At 36.5% G+C, this 15,255-nt stretch carries 11 protein-coding genes; 4 read left to right on the top strand and 7 right to left on the bottom strand.

The genetic code is table 11. The features are described from left to right. Nucleotides 1-108: 108 nt before the first annotated feature. A complete protein-coding gene (locus ACFOW1_RS02920; protein WP_379012211.1) occupies nt 109-480 on the top strand; it encodes a hypothetical protein in 372 nt (123 codons plus the stop codon). Nucleotides 481-483: 3 nt separating this feature from the next. Here the strand turns inward: ACFOW1_RS02920 and ACFOW1_RS02915 are convergent, their stop codons facing one another. Next, complete coding sequence (locus ACFOW1_RS02915) at nt 484-1,821, bottom strand: polysaccharide biosynthesis C-terminal domain-containing protein (protein ID WP_379012210.1); 1,338 nt, start codon at nt 1,819-1,821, stop codon at nt 484-486. Nucleotides 1,822-1,846: 25 nt separating this feature from the next. Between ACFOW1_RS02915 and ACFOW1_RS02910 the strand changes: the two genes are divergently transcribed. Continuing rightward, nucleotides 1,847-2,815 (top strand): ion channel, encoded by a 969-nt coding sequence (locus tag ACFOW1_RS02910; RefSeq protein WP_379012209.1) that lies wholly within the window; start codon nt 1,847-1,849, stop codon nt 2,813-2,815. 304 nt (nt 2,816-3,119) lie between these two features. Here the strand turns inward: ACFOW1_RS02910 and ACFOW1_RS02905 are convergent, their stop codons facing one another. The 4 genes from ACFOW1_RS02905 to glgB all read right to left on the bottom strand — a co-directional run bounded on the left by ACFOW1_RS02905 (nt 3,120) and on the right by glgB (nt 8,011). Then, nucleotides 3,120-4,448 carry a DEAD/DEAH box helicase gene (locus ACFOW1_RS02905; RefSeq protein WP_379012208.1) on the bottom strand — a complete coding sequence of 443 codons (1,329 nt, stop codon included), beginning with the start codon at nt 4,446-4,448 and terminating at the stop codon, nt 3,120-3,122. Nucleotides 4,449-4,745: 297 nt separating this feature from the next. Then, entirely contained in the window at nt 4,746-5,072 is a 327-nt protein-coding gene (locus tag ACFOW1_RS02900; protein ID WP_379012207.1) for a DUF4288 domain-containing protein, read from the bottom strand. A gap of 69 nt (nt 5,073-5,141) precedes the next feature. Continuing rightward, a complete protein-coding gene (locus ACFOW1_RS02895) occupies nt 5,142-5,885 on the bottom strand; it encodes a hypothetical protein (protein ID WP_379012206.1) in 744 nt (247 codons plus the stop codon). Between the two features lie 176 nt (nt 5,886-6,061). Continuing rightward, entirely contained in the window at nt 6,062-8,011 is a 1,950-nt protein-coding gene (gene glgB, locus ACFOW1_RS02890; RefSeq protein WP_379012205.1) for a 1,4-alpha-glucan branching protein GlgB, read from the bottom strand. A gap of 195 nt (nt 8,012-8,206) precedes the next feature. Here glgB and ACFOW1_RS02885 point away from each other — a divergent pair, with 195 nt between their 5' ends. Both ACFOW1_RS02885 and ACFOW1_RS02880 read left to right on the top strand, forming a co-directional pair. Then, complete coding sequence (locus ACFOW1_RS02885) at nt 8,207-10,969, top strand: outer membrane beta-barrel family protein (RefSeq protein WP_379012204.1); 2,763 nt, start codon at nt 8,207-8,209, stop codon at nt 10,967-10,969. Between the two features lie 45 nt (nt 10,970-11,014). Next, nucleotides 11,015-11,755: a GLPGLI family protein gene (locus ACFOW1_RS02880; protein ID WP_379012203.1), complete on the top strand. Its 741-nt coding sequence runs from the start codon at nt 11,015-11,017 to the stop codon at nt 11,753-11,755. Nucleotides 11,756-11,921: 166 nt separating this feature from the next. Here ACFOW1_RS02880 and ACFOW1_RS02875 read toward each other — a convergent pair whose 3' ends face one another. Then, a complete protein-coding gene (locus ACFOW1_RS02875; protein ID WP_379012202.1) occupies nt 11,922-13,769 on the bottom strand; it encodes a glycoside hydrolase family 13 protein in 1,848 nt (615 codons plus the stop codon). A gap of 79 nt (nt 13,770-13,848) precedes the next feature. Beyond that, a complete protein-coding gene (locus tag ACFOW1_RS02870; protein WP_379012201.1) occupies nt 13,849-15,180 on the bottom strand; it encodes an MFS transporter in 1,332 nt (443 codons plus the stop codon). Between the last annotated feature and the right edge of the window lie 75 nt (nt 15,181-15,255).

The raw sequence follows: 15,255 nt of genomic DNA, 5'->3' as shown, positions 1-15,255 counted from the left end.
GAAGTCAGAACTAGTGCCTAACCAAAGCGTAAAAACAATTGAAAGATTTTAAACAAAGTAACTTGAGATTACTATATTCACGTTACCAAAACTAAATACCCTTTCGAAATGGACGAAATAGTAGATTTTCTAGCTTCTAACATCCTACTAATTGCGCTGTTAGGTGTTCTGATATTAGTACTAAAAATGCTAGTTGTGTATTTTTTAATTAGCACTAAAAAGCCTAAAGTGGCATTTACCAGAAAATCGGTAAAATCTATTTTCAACAAACACTACACTGCAGACGATATTAAAAAAAGTAGTAAACCATTTCGGGTATTTCTGAAAAAAGCTAATAATGCATTTAAATTCATCACTTATGCATGGCTGATTGTATTAGGCATAAGTATTTTCTTTCGTATTGCAGCTTATAGAAATAACAGCGATACCCCAATTGAAAACGATCGCCCTACACCAACAACCCCAACTAACAACGAATAATAACTATTGCTTTTGTATGAGTGATAGTAACCAAAGCCAATCACTTTTTCTAAAATCATACAAGTCACTTACGATGCAATTAGTCATTTTCTTAAATTGATAGATTGCATACACAAAATTTGCGAAGTAGGCTATCGTACTTACTATTGCTGCCGCATAAATACCATAGGTAGGTATTAAAAAAAAGTCACCTAACAATATAACAGCCAATGCAAGCATTGCACCATTAAAATTGTATTTCGACCGTTGTTTGCCAGAAAAAAAAGATAATAAAATTACAAGCATTGATAAACATAAGATACCTGGCATTAATAATAAAACAGGTGCGTAAATATTATTAAATGTGCTACCAAATATGAAAGGTAATAACCACTTGCCTATTAGTAGTAATAATAAAAACGCAAATGCGAAAAATTGTATCATTAATCTAAATATTATTAAAATATCTCTGCTTATTTGATCGGTATTTACCATACTTGCGGTTTGTGGAAATACAGCAGCAGCAAGTACTTGCGGTATTACGAGCAACAACTGACCAAGCTTTGATGCTTGAATATAATTACCCAAACTGGCCGGACTACAATAGCGCTCTACAAACCAATAATCTATACGGTACACTAAAAACAGCACGATATTGCCACCAAAAGCAATTGAAGCATATTGCAGCAATTGCTTTATTTGCGGTATGCTAAGCAATGACACACCAAGATAGTTGCCATTTTTAAAAAAGTATAATACCATAATAATGATACCTTGACTACAAACAAGATAACAGTAACTGCTAAAAACAACGCTCAATGTTGGGTTTTTAGGAGTAAGAAAAAGTATAAAAAAAATATAAAGCGTGTTAGTTGCAAATAGTATAATATTGGGTAATGCGACATTATTATCTACATAAAACATAGGCACATAAAAAAGCACCAATAAAGCACCAAATATAAAATTGACCCCAAAAAATACCAATGCACCTAAAGCAATTTGCGGTGTCACAAAAAAAAACTTAAAAAACAAGTATAAAAAAGGAATCAACAAGCAGGTACTTACAAAAGCCCAAAGCAATGCAAATATGGCCAATGCTTTTTTAGGCATTACCGACGAAGCAGAAAAATAAGTAATACCGCTATCGATATTAAACCCCCCTAAAACTATAATAAAACTAAAAATATTAATAATAAAGTACAACCAACCACTCACTTCGGCTTGTAACAACCTACTAAGCACAAGATTTAAAGCAAAAACAGTAAAAAAATACAAGCCTCGCCAGATAAGACTTTGACGTAAAAACTGCTTAAACTGCATGTAGAAAATAAAATTAGTAGCGGCTAAAATACGATATTGCACACACCAAGACTATAGCAAAATTATTATGGCACTACTAACACATTTTAACCGCCGAGCAAAAGCAGAAACAGAAACGGGTTTAGGCACTAACGTCAACTATAATGGCGGCAGATTTTTTAATAAAGATGGCTCAGCCAATATTGAAATGCGCGGCATGAACTTTTTTAGCCGCTTTAATGTTTACCACACTTTATTATCGCTACCAAATTGGAAATTTCTATTCATCATCATGCTTGCTTTTATTGGCATTAACCTAGTGTTTGCAGGTGTGTATTTAATGATAGGTCTAGAACATTTAGCTGGCTTAACAGCCACAACCAATAGCGAAAAATTTGGCGAAGCTTTTTTCTTTAGCGCACAAACCTTTACCACCGTTGGTTATGGCCGTATCAATCCTATTGGCTTTGCTACAAGCTTCACGGCTTCGCTTGAAGCCTTGGTAGGTTTAATGAGTTTTGCCTTAATTACGGGTTTATTATATGGTCGTTTTGCGCGACCGAGAGCCTATATTAAATACAGTAAAAATGCTTTATTTACCCCATTTAGAGGTGGCACAGCTTTTATGTTCCGCATTGTGCCCTATACCAAAAACTTTTTGGTAAACGTAGAAGCCAAAGTAACCATGAGCATGCAAATATTAGATGATGACGGTATGATGAAAAATAAGTTTTTCAATTTACCGCTCGATATTGCCAAAGCCAATAGCTTAATCAGCAACTGGACCATCGTACACATCATTAATGAAGAAAGCCCTTTTTACAACCTATCAAAAGAGGATATTGATAATGCCAATGCAGAAATTTTAATTTTAATTCAAGGCTTTGATGAAAGCTTTGCCAACACGGTTATTTCGCGTGGTAGTTATGTGGCTAGTGAGTTTGTATATGGCGCTAAATTTTTACCTATGTACCATCCAAACGAAACCAATACACATACCATTCTAGAACTAGACAAACTAGATGCTTACGAAGAAATGAAATTACCTACCACCTAGTCCGTTTTAATTACTACTTCAATCAGTTTAATACAAACGTCAAATTGGTTCTTGCTTTCAAAATTCTAGCGAGCGTTTCAAAATAAAAAACAAGGCTGTCGAAAGTCTAGCGAGCATTTCGAAATAAAAAAACAAGGCTGTCGAAAGTCTGGCGAGCAATTCAAAATGAAAAACAAGGCTGTCGAAGAACTAGCGAGCATTTCAAAATGAAAAACAAGGCTGTCGAAAGTCTAGCGAGCAATTCAAAATAAAATAATGAAAAATAAAAACACGCTTACAAAGAGAGAAAGCGTGTTATGACCATTTATTTTTTAGCGCCCCTACTTTTAGGCTTGCCGTACTTTTTCATCATCTTATCTTTATGGCTCACTTTGATATTTACCTTTTTGTTTTTGGCTTTTTTTTCATGAAAGGCTGGTCCCTTCTCTTCTTTCTTAGGCAGTTTTACCAAATGCGTTTTCATTTTCACTTTTGGCTTTTCATCTTCTGTCAATACATCCGAGATCACCAAATCTGTTGGTAAAGGCAACACAGGCACTGTATAGTTCATCAACGCTTCTATCCTAGCCTGCTGTGCTTGTTCACGCTCTGTAATAAAACTGATAGAAATCCCTTTTTTATCGGCTCTACCCGTTCTACCAATACGGTGAATATAGTTTTCTGGCACTTCAGGCATATCAAAGTTTATCACGTGTGTTACTTCAGAAATATCCAAGCCACGTGCAATAATATCAGTAGCAATTATAAAGCGGTAAGTACCATTTGTAAACTGATTCACAGTATTAAAACGGTGGTTCTGCTCTTTGTTTGAGTGAATCACACCTACCTTCTCAGGAAATTCAGCTTTTAGTTCATCATACAAATCATCGGCTAGGCTTTTAGTAGCTACAAACACCAACACTTTGCTCATCTCTTCATGTTGCGTCAGCAATTGAATCAGCAGATTAACTTTTGTATAAAAGTTAGGTACATGGTAAGCCGTCTGAATGATATTTTCTAGCGGTGTACCTGTAGACGCTGCTTCTATGAGTTCAGGTGTGTCGAAATAGGTATTCATCAGCAACTCTACATCGCCTGTAATGGTAGCAGAAAACATTAGGTTTTGGCGCTTTGGCGGCAGCAAATCTAATATGGCTTTTAACTGCGCTCTAAACCCAAGATTCAGCATTTCATCCACTTCATCTATCACTAAACGTTTAATGGCTTTGGTTTTAAAAGCCCCGTCATACATCAAATCTATCAATCTACCAGGCGTAGCCACCAGCACATCCATACCTTCGGCTACTTCCAGTTTTTGCGTATTAATATTCACCCCACCATACACACCCACAACTGCCACATTCATGTATGTTGTTAATTTTTTCACCGCCTCTACCACCTGAACCACCAATTCTCTCGTAGGCACAATTATCAAAATTTGCGGTGCCGTGTCTTTACTAAATTTCCACAAGCGCAAGCAGGGCAACAAATAAGCAAAGGTTTTACCAGTACCCGTTTGCGCAATACCACACACATCTCTACCACTCATAATCACCGAAAAAGCCCTAGCCTGAATAGTCGTTGGTTTTGTATACCCAAGATCATCCAAAGCATTTAACAACGGTGCGTTTAAATTTAAATCACTAAAAGTCATAAAAGAGAACCATTAAATTGGCGGTGAAGGTAGCTTTAAAACAGCGATAAAAATTCCCCGTCATTGCGACGAAGGAAGCAATCTAATCTTGTATCTCACAGACTGCTTCATGCCTCGCAGTGACGAGAACCTTTTGTTTACCAGCTTTTGTAGTACTATGAAGCTTTTCTTGCGTCGCACACTTGTACGTCCTGTTCTCAGTGAGGCTTTTATTGCAGCGTAGATTTTTTCACGCAAAGCAACAAAGAAGGCAAAGGTTTATTGTCATTCTGAGGAATAAATATCAGCCAAGGTATTCTAACGTTTTGTCCTTTCCTTGCCTGTATCAAAAAATTTATCTAAATATTTATCCTCACTTAATTTACTATCTCTCATTAAAGAATAAACTTCGGACTTATCCATTATATTATTTTCAAAAAGATGAAATACACTCACAAAATCTAAATACTTACATCCAGCTTTTTGAGCATAAATCTTCGCTTCTTTTTCTGCTTCTTCAATTGCATTATCAATAGAGAGTGCTTGTAAGACAATAATCCTATCCTCATACAAATGATATCCCTTTTTCCCAGAAGAAACTAAAACTTCATAAACGGTTCTAGCACTATACCATTGTTTTTCCATGCTTAATATAATTCTTTGTAATAAATTTATTAGAAAATAATGACGAATTTTATAAAACTCTATGGGTCATCAATACCTATAACAATCGCACCAAACCTCATCACATAGTAACTTTTGCAATGTCACATCTTTTAATACATCGGTATAATGCATGGGCTTACCATTTACCCAAATGGTTTGGTACACCAAGCGTATACCGTGGCTATAATCTACCCACCAATTAATATGGCCTGTGTACAAGGGCTGAATGGGTTTGCCATCTAGTTTATGCCAGCCATAGATGGCTACTCTATTCTGTTTTGCATCTCGGCTTATTTTACCAGACAGCACCACATCTTTTTTAATGCCTGCAATTAAACCTTGCCTGCCTTTTCGCTGCCCTTCTATTATTAAATGGTGCTGCCACATGGTAATGCTGCTATCTCTAAACGCATACATGGGTACGGGTTCTAGCTTTACTTTGGCTTGGGTGTAAATGTCATCTACCATTTTGCGTGTGGGTAAAAAACAGTGCAAACTATCAGCAATTATTTGCGCAGCCATTGGCGTTAGCGGTATTCTTGCCCAATCATCATTAGTGCCAATGCTTACATAATCTGGCGATACAAAGTAGTACGCTGTAATGGTTTTTCCAGCAGTATCTATAATGCTAGTATTAATTCTTACAAAGCGCTTTAAAAAATCTGGTATATCACCAGCAAGTATTGCAGCAATGGCTACAGAATCTCTTGGCTGCCAAGCACTGCTTACAACTGTTTTATAAAAAGCTGTGCCAGTAATTTGATGGTTAGCGTCTGCCTTTTGCACTTGCAACTGAAAATATTTACTTGGTGTGCAAGCAATAAAATTTACAACCAGTAAAATATAACAGCAGTATTTAAGCATAATTGTTGCTCGCAGAATAAGCTGAAACCGCAGAAATTTCAGCGCATTCCGCGTGTTCAGCGAGATAAATAATTAAACATAATTGTAAGCCAACGGCTTACAAACTATCCTAGCACCACACCTGCCAATGGCGGCAAATGCAGTGTAAGTTTATAGCATTTGGTGTCTTCATCTACCAATTCGGCTTGTATGGCAGGGTTAAATACATCGCCAGTACCCCAGTAAGCTTTATCGTTACTATTAAAAATTTCTTGCCATTCGCTTTTTACATACACATAAATCTCCCAATTCATACGCACGACAGGCGTCATATTTAGTACCACTACCACATCCTTTTCAGGTAGTTCGCCTTTGCGCTTGTACACCATCACACATTCATCTCTATGGTTGAGGTCTATCCACTCAAAGCCATCATTGCCAAATTGTTTCTCGTACAAAGCCGGCTGACTGCGGTACAATTCATTCAGCTTTTGCACACAATATTTCATACCACCATGACTTACATGTTTCAGCAAATCCCATTGTAATTCTGTTTTGTAATTCCACTCACTACTTTGCCCAAATTCATCACCCATAAACAACAACTTTGCCCCAGGATGTGTAAACATGTAAGTATACAGCAAACGCAGGTTGGCAAATTTCTGCCACTCATCACCAGGCATTTTATAAATCATGGGGCTTTTGCCGTGTACCACTTCGTCGTGACTAAGCGGTAGCATAAAGTTTTCATCACTAAAATAAGCCATGCTAAACGTAAACTTATTCTGCGAGCCTTTGCGCAGCAGTGGGTCTATTTTAAAATAGTCCAGAGTATCGTGCATCCAGCCCATCATCCATTTCATCCCAAAGCCTAAACCTCCTTCAAAAGTAGGTTTACTAATGCCCGGCCAATCTGATGCTTCTTCTGCAATGGTTTGTGTATCAGGAAAATCTCGGTACAAAGTTTCGTTCAAGTCTTTAATAAATGCAATGGCTTCAATATTACCATTACCGCCAAATTCATTTGGTTCCCATTGGCCTTCTTCACGGCTATAATCAAGGCGCAACATAGAACTTACCGCATCTACGCGCAAGCCATCAATGTGAAATTGATCGTACCAAAAACGGGCACTGCTGATTAAAAAGCTTTTTACTTCGCCACGTTTATAGTTAAAAATATAACTGTTCCAATCTGGGTGAAAACCTTTACGCATATCTGCATATTCGTAGGTATGCGTACCATCAAATAAATATAAGCCATGCGCATCGTAAGGAAAATGCGAAGGCACCCAATCGAGTATTACACCAATACCTGCTTGATGCAGGCAATCAACCAAATAAGCAAAATCTTGGGGATTACCAAAGCGACTAGTAGGCGCAAAAAAACCTGTACCCTGATAGCCCCAACTACCATCAAATGGATGCTCCATCACAGGCATAAACTCTACATGTGTAAAGCCCATTTCTTTTAAATAGGGCACTAGTAAAGCTGCTATTTCACCATATGTATTATAGCTTTCTTCATCGTTTTTATTTGGGCGCATCCAGCTAGCCAAATGCATTTCGTACACGGAGTAAGGTGCGTTTAAAGCATTGTGTTTTTTGCGTTCTTGCATCCATTTAGCATCTTGCCAGTTGTATTCTGTAGCCCAAGTAATAGATGCAGTGAAGGGTCTTTTCTCAGAAAAATGTGCAAATGGATCTGCCTTATCTATTCTTGCATTGTTGTAGCCATGTATGTGGTATTTATATGCCTCGCCTTTTAAAATATTGGGTATAAATCCTTCCCAAATACCAGAACTATCCAGCCTCACTTTTAAGGGATGCGCTGTTTTATCCCATTTATTAAAATAGCCTGTAACACTGATGAATGTTGCATTTGGCGCCCACACAGCAAAATAAGTACCTTCTCTTCCCAACACCGTAATTTGCTTATTACCAAACAATTGGTATAAACGATAGTGCGTACCATTTTGAAAATTACGTACATCTTCATCTGTAAATAATGAATAGTTCCAAACAGGCTGTTGGGTATCTACAAAATGTAGGTCTTCATATTTTTTTTCTGATGACATTCCAACTTTTTTTATGTTTTCTTCTCTTGGGTTTGTGGAATTAATATCTTTTTGCATCAATGTATCTTTCGGCATAGCAACCATTAAAAATAATTAACATTTCATTACAACTAATTTCTTAGTTTATGTAATGCAATTTATACATTTTACATGCAATAAGCCACAATACTTTTCGCAACTGCATAAAAACAACAAATGAAAAAACTAACACTTCTTTTTTGCATTTCGGTGCTACTGTCAATTGTCTCGTGGGCTCAACAAGCTAGCATTAATGGCCACCTGATAGACACTACCAACAAACAAAGTTTACAGCATGCCGTAGTATCAATGATTAAGCAAAAAGACAGTGTATTACTAAAATATACCAGAGCAGACGCCAATGGTAATTTTGAACTAAAAAATATACCTGCCGGTAACTATATCCTACAAATAACCTATCCTCAATATGCAGATTATGTAGATAATTTTACGCTAGAAAATAACAGCAACAAATCACTTGGCACTATTGCATTAATTCAAAAAGCCAAATTGCTTGAAGAAGTGATTGTAAAACAAAAAATCTCCTCTATTAGAATAAAAGGCGATACCACAGAATACAAAGCCGATAGCTTTAAAGTAGGCGCTAATGCTAATGTGCAAGACTTGCTAAAACGTATGCCAGGTATTCAAGTAAATAGTAAAGGCGAGATAACCACTCAAGGACAAAAAGTAGAAAAGATATTAGTAGATGGTGAAGAATTTTTTATCGACGATCCTGCTGTTGTAACACAAACCCTTCGTGCAGACGCTGTAAATACAGTACAAGTGTTTGACAAGAAGAGTGACCAAGCAACCTTTAGTGGCATAGACGATGGTGTAAAAACCAAAACCATCAACCTGCAGTTAAAAGATGATAAAAAGAAAGGCTATTTTGGTAAAGCAGAAGGCGGTACTGACTTTGATTACTATAAATCAGGCAAAATTTTGGCCAATGCCTTTAAAGGCAAACGTAAAATAGCAGGCTATATTACCTACGATAATACCAAGTTTCAGAGTCTTAACTGGCAAGAAAGAGACAATTATGGTGGCAACTTAAACAATAATACAGAATTTGGTGACGATGGTAGTATTTATTTTTACAACAATAGTGATGAATTCAGTAATAGCCAAGGCTTACCCAATGCTGTAACGGCAGGCTTACAATACAGTAAAAAATGGAATCAAGACAAGCAAAATATTAATGGCAACTACCAATACAATAATTTACGTGTAACGGGTATTAACAAAACCATCACCCAAAATATTTTAGGAGGTGATTCTAGTTTTAATAATACCCAAGAACAAAACTTTACGAGTTTTAAAACGCGTAATCGTATTAAAACTGTATACGATTGGACTATTGACAGTATGAGTTCTTTAAAGGTAACAATTGGTGCAGGTATTGTAACGGGTGATAATTCTGGCAGAACCATAGGTAGCTCGAGATATGTAAAAGACAGTGTATTAATTAACGAAACAGATAGATATTCTTCTAGCCTTAGCAATAATAAAAGCCTGAATACCACACTATTTTACCGTAAACGCTTTCAGAAAAAAGGAAGAACAATTTCAATTACAAGTGATTTTAATTTCAGCAACAATACAAATACGGCGTATTTAAAATCGCTGAACAATTATTATAGTAAGCTAGGCGCAGTTTCTAAAAATGAAAATATTGATCAATTTAAACCAAACGAGGATAACTCGAAAACTATTGCAACCAAAGTATCTTACACAGAACCACTTTGGAAAAACACTTTTTTGGAATTGAATTACAAATATGCCTTAAACACAAATGATGCCTCACGTATTACTTACAGCAAAGGTATTAGCGATTATAACCAACTTGTAGATTCGCTGAGTAATCATTACTTGTATAATAATCAAGCCCATACGGGTGGCTTCAATGTTCGCTATACTGGCAAGAAATTTAACTTCGCAGCTGGTACAGGCTTGGGTACAGTAACCTTCAAACAAACTGATGTATTTACTAGCAACAAACGCAATATTAATTTTACCAACATATTGCCTGCGGCCAATATCAGTTATAATTTTACCAAGCAATCACGCTTGTATATAAGCTATACCGGTAATACACGAAATCCATCTTTACAACAAATACAACCATTAAGAGATAATTCTGACCCGCTGAATATAAACATCGGGAATCCGAATTTACAACAAGAATTTACCAATACTTATAGTCTTAATTTTAATGATTACAAGGTACTAAAAGGTAGAGGCATCTATATAAGTACTAATTTTTCTACTGTTAATAATGCCATTAGTAATTCAAGTAACGTGGATACTTCTGGTAGGCGTGTGAATCAAAGTATTAATGTAGATGGCAACTACAACGGTCGCATGTACTTTAGTTACAGCATTACCATTTTCAAAAAAATTAATCTTGGTTTTGATTTTAACCCGAGTATTAGAAGAAATATTAACTATGTTAACAACCAAAAAAATATCAATGATAACCTACAACTTGGCTACAACATTAATTTCAACTACAACAGCGACAAATGGTTAAGCTTTTATTTTGGTGTGGGAGCCAATCATAACAGTTCAAAATCATCGATTAACAATGGCATAGAAACCAAGTATTGGACTTACGAATCGTATGGTGGTACAGAAATGAAACTACCTAAAAAATGGTATTTAAACATCGATGAAGATATTACGGTGTACCAAAAAACAGCCGCTTTTGCTAACCAAAAAGACATTTACATCGTCAATGCATCTATCAAAAAATCAATTAGCAAAGATGAAAATTGGCAAATAAAAGCTTCTGTAAATGACATATTCAATCAAAACCAAGGAGTTACACGCAATATTACAAGCAATTTTATAACCGAAACATCTAACCAAACCATTCAACGCTATTTTTTGCTAACGCTCATTTTCAACTTTAGTAAAAATGGTAAACCAAGTAACTAGGATTTGACATTTCAGGTTTAAAATTTTTGATTTAAAACAAAACACATGAAAATACTATTAGCATCATTGCTGACAATACTTACCCTTACAAGCTTTGCACAAACACAATTTATAACTGCAGGCAGAGTTGAATACGAAAAAACATACAACCAACATAGCGTTTTAGATGATGAACACGATGAGGGTGATTGGATACAACAAATGCGTAAAGAGTATCCAAAATTTGTACGAGATGTTTACGAGCTACAGTTTGCGAATAATAAATCATCATTCAAACTTGCCAAAGAAAACCCCGATAATAAATACTTATGGCGAGGCAAGCCATCAACAGCCGATGTAACAGTAAAAGATTGCGAAACCAATCGCATTGCCTTACAAAAAGAAGTGTTTGAAACACAATACTTGCTACAAGATAGTATGCGCAATTATCAATGGCGCATCACCGATGAAACACGCACCATTGCTGGCTTTGAATGTAAGAAAGCAGTTACAAAAATTTGCGATAGTGTCTATGTCGTGGCTTTTTATACCGATCAAATCATGATAAGCAGCGGCCCTGAAAGTTTTGGTGGCTTACCCGGCTTAATACTTGGCCTTGCGGTGCCACGCTTACACACTACATGGTTTGCCACAAAACTAGAACTTATACAACCAACAGCAATACAAACCACCCCACCACAAAAAGGTAAAAAAACGACGTGGCAACAACTTGAAGCAGACCTTACCAAACTAAAAGCCCGCTGGGGTGATTATGGCACAAAGTATTTATGGAATTTTATGTTGTAATTGATAGATGCCAAACATTCTATAAAATAAAATCCCCATACAATATTTGTATGGGGATTATTTATGTAACCAGCTTTTGTACATCTATGTTACTTCGTTGCGTCGCACACTTGTACGTTTAGTACTTTATATGGTGGCAGTTGAAAGCAAGCATAATTACCGTTATCTATTTGCCTAATTGCAACACCAACATACGTTTGGCAGCAATTGTAAATTGGCTACCCAAGTTATTATTGGTTAATACATCAGTCGCTTTTGTAAAACCTGAAGTACGTTCAGAGTAATTATTAAAGTTCACCGTTTTGTTTTTTTCACTAGTGTTCATTACACACATTACTGTTTGGTTAGTATCATATCTAAAATATACATATAAACCATCATCAGGTAAATACTGCATTAATTTTCCTGTTTTTAAGGCAGAAGATGTTAAGCGATATGTGCCCAATTTCTTTATTAAATCTTGTACAGACTTTTCATCTGCGCTTAAGCCAGCACCAGTAAAAGCATTCTTTTTATCGCCCTGCCAGCCGCCAGCAAAATCTAAGCGAACCAAGCCGTCAGGATTACTTTCGCCTGCCATTAGTATTTCTGTACCATAGTACAATTGAGGGATACCTCTACAAGTTAATAACCATTCAATACCCATTTTCTGTTTTTCTACGTCACCTTTTACTGTAGTAAAAAAGCGGGTCATGTCGTGGTTGTCTAAGAAAATAACATTACGTGTTGCATCTTTATATACCAAGTCTTGCGCTAAAGTATTATACAACTTTGTAACGCCTTCGGTCCAGCCAAATTTCTCGTTAAGCGCAGGTTGTATCCCATAAAACAAAGTTTGAAAATCTACCGAACCTTGCAAGTTGCTTTTCTTAGGGATGTTTAAATTGTTTTGCACAAAATAGCTTTGGTTAATCACGCCATGTACCCAGTTTTCGCCAAACATAGTCATAGCTGGATATTCATCTGTTAAAGCTTTATTGCAGCGATTCATAAAATCCATATCGTTATAGATATACGTATCAATGCGCCAGCCATCTACACCAAATTCTTCTACACACCACAAAGCATGTTGTATTAAGAAATTTGCTACATATGGATTGTTATGATTAAGATCAGGCATTTGTGGTACAAACCATCCATCAGTTGTAATCTTAGCATCTTTTTTAGAGCCGTAAGGGTCAAACAAAGGTTGGTCTTTAAAACTAGTGCCAGTGTAAGTAGGCCATTGGTGAAACCAATCTTTTGTAGGTTGATCTAAAAAGGTAAAATGATAGCTACCCACATGGTTGTACACTGCATCTTGAATCAACTTCATACCTCGTTGATGCAAGGCATCGCTTAGCTTTTTGTATGCTTCGCTGCCACCATAGCGTGGGTCTATTTTATAGTGGTTGGTAAATGCATAGCCATGTTCTGTACGGTTAGGCATATCGTTTTCAAGAACAGGGGTCATCCACAACGTGGTTACACCAAGGCTTTGCAAATAATCGAGGTGATTAATAACACCTTTTAAATCGCCACCATGACGTAAATATATCGAATCTCTATTCAGCGATTGGTCACGCATACCAGCAATTTTATCGTTGCTAGTGTCGCCATTGCTAAATCTGTCAGGCATCAAAAAGTAAATAAAGTCAGATGAGTTCACACCTTTTGCAAACTCAGTACCCATCCCTTTTCTGCGAGGTTTTAACGGCCATTGTACGTTAGTGGTTTTACCACCTTCGGTAAATGAAATAGCTACATTTCCAGCTTTTGCTGTCGGCGCAATGGCCACATCTATAGCTAAGTATTTACTATTGTCTAGCTGATGCACTTTGGTAATGCTAACACCAGGATATTTAATAGATACTTCTTGCTTATTCAGACCTTCTTTATCGGCTTTTACAAGCAACTGCACATTATGCCATTTCATACCTACCCACCAATTAGTAGGATATATTTCTATATTTTGTGCATTAATTTGGACGAAAAATGCACTAAATAACAAGAATAAGAACAATATTCTTTTCATATATCGTATTTTTATGTACACTATAAATAATGTATTATTCACTGGATAAAACCTTTCGCATTGGTTATATATGCCATATTTACGAAACAGCCTTAGCCTGGTCGCTTTTCTCATTTACCAAAACATAACAAAGTACAGCAGCAATAATCATTAGCACACCACCAATTTGAACTGCTAACAATCTATCATTGTGGAGTAAATTTTTCATAACCCAACCGAAACCAAGTGATGCAATGATTTCTGGCATGACAATAAAGAAGTTGAAAATACCCATATACACACCTACTTTATTTTCTGGTAACACACCACCAAGCATGGCGTAAGGCATTGATAAAATGCTACTCCAAGCAATACCTACACCTGTCATGCTTAAGAACAATAAGTATTTATTTTGGATAAATGCTACACTAATAAGCCCAATGGCACCACATAGCAAACAAACTGAGTGGGTCAATTTTCTTCCCAATTTATGCGCAATAAATGGCAAAATGAAAGCAAATAAGAAGGTGATAACGTTATAAAATGACAAGGTTAATCCTGCAAAAGAAGTACCCTGACTATAAACGGGGTCTGTTTCGCTACTTGCATGGAATATATTGCGAGCCACCGCTGTACTATAATAAAACCACATCAAGAATAAACCTGGCCATGTAAAAAATTGCACTAAAGCCAACATCTTCATGCGTTTTGGCATTTGAACAATAGATTCCAAAATTTCTTTTACACCTTTACCAATACTGCCTTTTTCATCAGATTTTGAAGGCAGATTTTTAGGTGGATACTCTTTAGAAGTGAACACGGTGTACATTACAGCGCCTAAGAAGAAAACAGCACCAATATAAAAAGACCACTTTACATTATCTGGAATAACGCCACTAGCTGCCGTACTTTGAAGTTTAAAGACATGTATCATTAACCATGGCAAAGCGGAGGCAATACTACCGCCTAGACCAATCATTAAACTTTGCATTACAAAGCCTTCCGTACGTTGTCTATCTGATAATTTATCAGTTACAAAAGCTCTAAATGGCTCCATGCATACATTGCCAAACACATCAAGTACCCAAAGCAAGCCTGCGGCTACCCATAGCACGGGGCTGTGTGGCATAAATAATAAGGCGATAGTACTTACAATAGCACCAATCATAAAATACGGTCTTCTGCGACCCCATTTGGGATGCCAAGTTCTGTCGCTCATATAACCAATAATAGGCTGAACAAGCAAACCCGTAAGCGGTGCTGCAAGAAATAGAATAGGAATTTTATCTGCATCGGCATGAAGATATTCGTAGATGGGTCCCATATTAGCACGCTGTAAATCCCATCCAAATTGAATTCCAAGAAAACCAACGCTCATATTAATAATTTCCGAGAGTCTTAGTTTTGGCTTTTCGTCTAAGGTAGTTGACATAGCAATCGTTTAGGAGTATAACTGTGTAATTTTTACACGTTGCAAAATAAAGTAAAAAAACATCCGCACGATGCG

Source organism: Parasediminibacterium paludis (assembly GCF_042651445.1).
In the GTDB taxonomy this organism is placed as follows: domain Bacteria; phylum Bacteroidota; class Bacteroidia; order Chitinophagales; family Chitinophagaceae; genus Parasediminibacterium; species Parasediminibacterium paludis.
Note: the sequence above shows the minus strand (reverse complement) of the source record. Positions and strands in the feature narration are given on the sequence as shown.